At 24.5% G+C, this 3,110-nt stretch carries 4 protein-coding genes; 1 reads left to right on the forward strand and 3 read right to left on the reverse strand.

Translation table 11 applies throughout. The features are described 5' to 3' along the window. Positions 1-104 precede the first annotated feature (104 nt). Complete coding sequence (locus tag ACRDDY_RS04790; RefSeq protein ID WP_438563832.1) at positions 105-773, forward strand: helix-turn-helix transcriptional regulator; 669 nt, start codon at positions 105-107, stop codon at positions 771-773. Between the two features lie 73 nt (positions 774-846). On the opposite strand, the gene ACRDDY_RS04795 is transcribed toward ACRDDY_RS04790, so the two are convergent. The 3 genes from ACRDDY_RS04795 to ACRDDY_RS04805 all read right to left on the reverse strand — a co-directional run bounded on the left by ACRDDY_RS04795 (position 847) and on the right by ACRDDY_RS04805 (position 2,734). After that, positions 847-1,572, reverse strand: a complete 726-nt coding sequence (locus ACRDDY_RS04795; RefSeq protein ID WP_438563833.1) for a lysozyme inhibitor LprI family protein — start codon at positions 1,570-1,572, stop codon at positions 847-849. Positions 1,573-1,662: 90 nt separating this feature from the next. Next, positions 1,663-2,034, reverse strand: coding sequence for a DUF1284 domain-containing protein (locus ACRDDY_RS04800; protein ID WP_438563834.1), 372 nt, complete (start codon positions 2,032-2,034; stop codon positions 1,663-1,665). A gap of 34 nt (positions 2,035-2,068) precedes the next feature. Beyond that, on the reverse strand, positions 2,069-2,734 hold the full coding sequence (locus ACRDDY_RS04805) for a hypothetical protein (protein WP_438563835.1): 666 nt from the start codon (positions 2,732-2,734) through the stop codon (positions 2,069-2,071). Between the last annotated feature and the right edge of the window lie 376 nt (positions 2,735-3,110).

A 3,110-nucleotide genomic window follows, 5' to 3' on the forward strand; every position in this document is an offset into this window, starting at 1 on the left:
TTTTGATTATATCATTACAAATTTTATATGTTTTTATATTATTTGTATTTTTTGTATATTTTTTATATAATATCTATAAGATTTAATTTTAGAGGAGACTTTTTATGACAGATACTTTTTTATTAAACGAATATCTACCATTTTTAGATACAGATTTTCATATGCTAATTCAAAACAATAACTATAACTCCATTATGGAAAACATAAAAAAACATCAAGAATTTGAAAAAAATTCTTTAATAGATACAGACTTAAAAAAACACAATCTAATTATTTGGAATGCTTTTCTTTCAAAAGGATTACTTCAAAATACCACAAACAATACTTCCATACTTCTCCTTTATAAAAAAATTTATAAAGATATATTAAACTGTAAAAACCTTAAAGAACTTCATAAATTAGAAATTTCAATCTTTGACTCCTATATTCACAAATCTCTAAATGGACAAGAAAATAAAAGTAACTTCCTAGTAAACAACATGATAAAATACATTCATCTTCATATAGAAGATAACTTTTCCTTAAATCAAATGGCAAAAGACTTCAATCATTCACCTTCATATTTAAGTTCACTCTTTAAAAATATTATGGAAACCTCCATAACAAACTACGTCCACAAAATGAAAATAGAAAGAGCCAAGCTCCTTCTAAAAACAACCTCAAAATCCATACTTGAAATCTCAAACTTACTTTACTACTGTGATACTAGTCACTTCTCAAAAACCTTCAAAAAATTTATAGGACTTTCTCCTATAGAATATAGAAATAAATAAAAGTCGGCATTTCTTGCCGACTTCATTAAATATATACTATTATTTTTTTTTTGAATAACTATTTCTTTAAATACTAACCCATATATGTATTTATCAAATAATAACATCTTTCCTTTGTTAATTCTGCTGTTCTACTTAATGCTACTATTCCGCCTTCACGTCCTCCTGCATAATCATCTATTACTTTTTTGCCTTCTGCATCTCTTTTTTCCAACCATTTTATTTGATTATTTTTTATTTCTTCAAACTTTGCACTACTACAATTTTCTCTTAATGCTTTATAAATTCTATTTAGCTCAGCATCATAAATATCAAAAGATTCTCTAGCTTGTCTCATCATTCCTGGAGTTGTAACTTCAACTTCTCCTTCATATATTTTATTTACTTTACTTTCTGCTAAATTCATTTTCTCTAAATATTCTCCCTTATTCAGTTTTATTGAAGAACTTTTTTGAGTACTAGGTTCTTTATTAACTTTTGGCTCTTCTTTTTTTACTAATTCTTTTTCATTTTCTTTGCTTTCTTCTTTTTTCAAACTATCATTTTTATTTAATTTTTCATTATCTTTATTCTCATCTTTAGCTAAATCTTTATCACTATTCCCCTTATTTTCACTTTGTTTATTACTTCCTAAGTCTTCATCACTAGTCTCTTCTATATTATCTTTTCTATTACTTTCTACTATTTTATCTTGCTTTTCCTCTTTCTTACTTCCATTTGCAAGTACTGCTCCAAAGCCTATTGATGTTGCTATAACACATGCCCCTGCTATAATTTTAATTATACTTTGTTTCTTCATTTGAAATCTCCCTTTTTAAATATACTTTTACAATATAATTATTACATATCATAAATATTTTTTAAATATAGAATAACTATATTTATCCTTTTATTTTATTATCAATTCCTTACAAACACCCATGTTATACCATTCGCAATCTTTACAAATATCATCAAAAACTTCTTTTGTTATTATCCTTTTTATATCCTCTATAATTTCTTTATAAAAATATTCTTTTTCCTCTAAATTAAAATAGCTTAATACTTTTTCATCCATTATTTTAACTTTATTTTCTGTAATACATTTCTCTTCTTTCTTATTTGGACAAGATTCACAAATACTATCTACTTTTATTTTTAATCTTATTTTTGCATCTTCAGTTTTCAAATATTTTATTTTCCTATTCATATTTTCTATAAATTCTTTATTATATCCTTTTCCTATATAAGCCATTGTACATAACAAATGATGTGGTCTCATTTTTTTATCTCCTATCTTTATAATTCTAATAATTTTATTCCGTTTCTTTATAATTTTTAGATAACAAATATAGTACTATAATTACTATCACCAATATAATCATTGAAAAATATGGTAACATGCTTTGCCTCTGTGTTGTACTAACTATATTGGTATTATTCATTGATTGTTGAATCAATCCCAAATTTAATATTCCTAATACTATACATACAAATAATGCTTTTCTTATAATGTTTAGCTTGTTATCAAACCCCTTTAACTCTTTTTTATAACTAATAATCGCATAAAAAATACATTTATTGAAGGATTCCGTTACTTCTGTAACTTCTTTCACCTTAACTTTTTCACTATACTCATTCTCCATTTCTTTTATAGTATAATAATAAACTGGTATAAGAGACTTTCCTCTTGTATCAGACTGTGGTTTTATAAACCCCTCATTTACTATTTTAGCTATAAATTTATCAAAATCTATTCCCATATAATTAGCTAAACTTTCCAAAGAATCCACATTATTTTTTTGTAATTCTTTCTTTGAAAAATTTAACCTCGTATTACACAAATCTTTATTTAAGCTTTCAGCACTTATACTAAATTCACTAATTATATTTTCTCCCCATACTAATTTATATTTTTCTTCATTTCTAATATTATACTGTTCAATCAAGTACTTACAGTAATTATCAAATTTTAATTTCACTTGTATCTATTCCCCCTAATTTCCTAGCTATTAAATTTTCATTATTTCTCCTTGAAAATTCTCTACTTTCTTGTAATGTATACTATCAATCTCATATCTTTTATCCTTTTTACCATAATATCACTCTTTTCTCTTCAATGGTAAGATTTCTACTTTTTCTTTAAGTACAACTTCTTCTCATATATTTCCTGTTTCATTTTTTCTTATATTGTTATAATAGTCTTAAGTGGCTTAGACCACTTGATATTTAAAGGAGTGTGATTCTATGTCTCATAAATTTGATGTGAAAAAATTAGATAAATTAAATAATCCTAAAAGGTTGGACACTTTAAATTTAGATCTTTTATTAAGAGAGTTAAATTTAGATTCTAATAGT

Origin of the sequence: Clostridium sp. (genome assembly GCF_051656525.1) — a bacterium.
Classification (GTDB): Bacteria; Bacillota; Clostridia; order Clostridiales; family Clostridiaceae; genus Clostridium.

Coding starts and splice junctions, on each gene's coding strand:
- ACRDDY_RS04790 (WP_438563832.1), top strand. CDS start 105: ATGACAGATACTTTTTTATTAAACGAATATCTACCATTTTTAGATACA.
- ACRDDY_RS04795 (WP_438563833.1), bottom strand. CDS start 1,572: ATGAAGAAACAAAGTATAATTAAAATTATAGCAGGGGCATGTGTTATA.
- ACRDDY_RS04800 (WP_438563834.1), bottom strand. CDS start 2,034: ATGAGACCACATCATTTGTTATGTACAATGGCTTATATAGGAAAAGGA.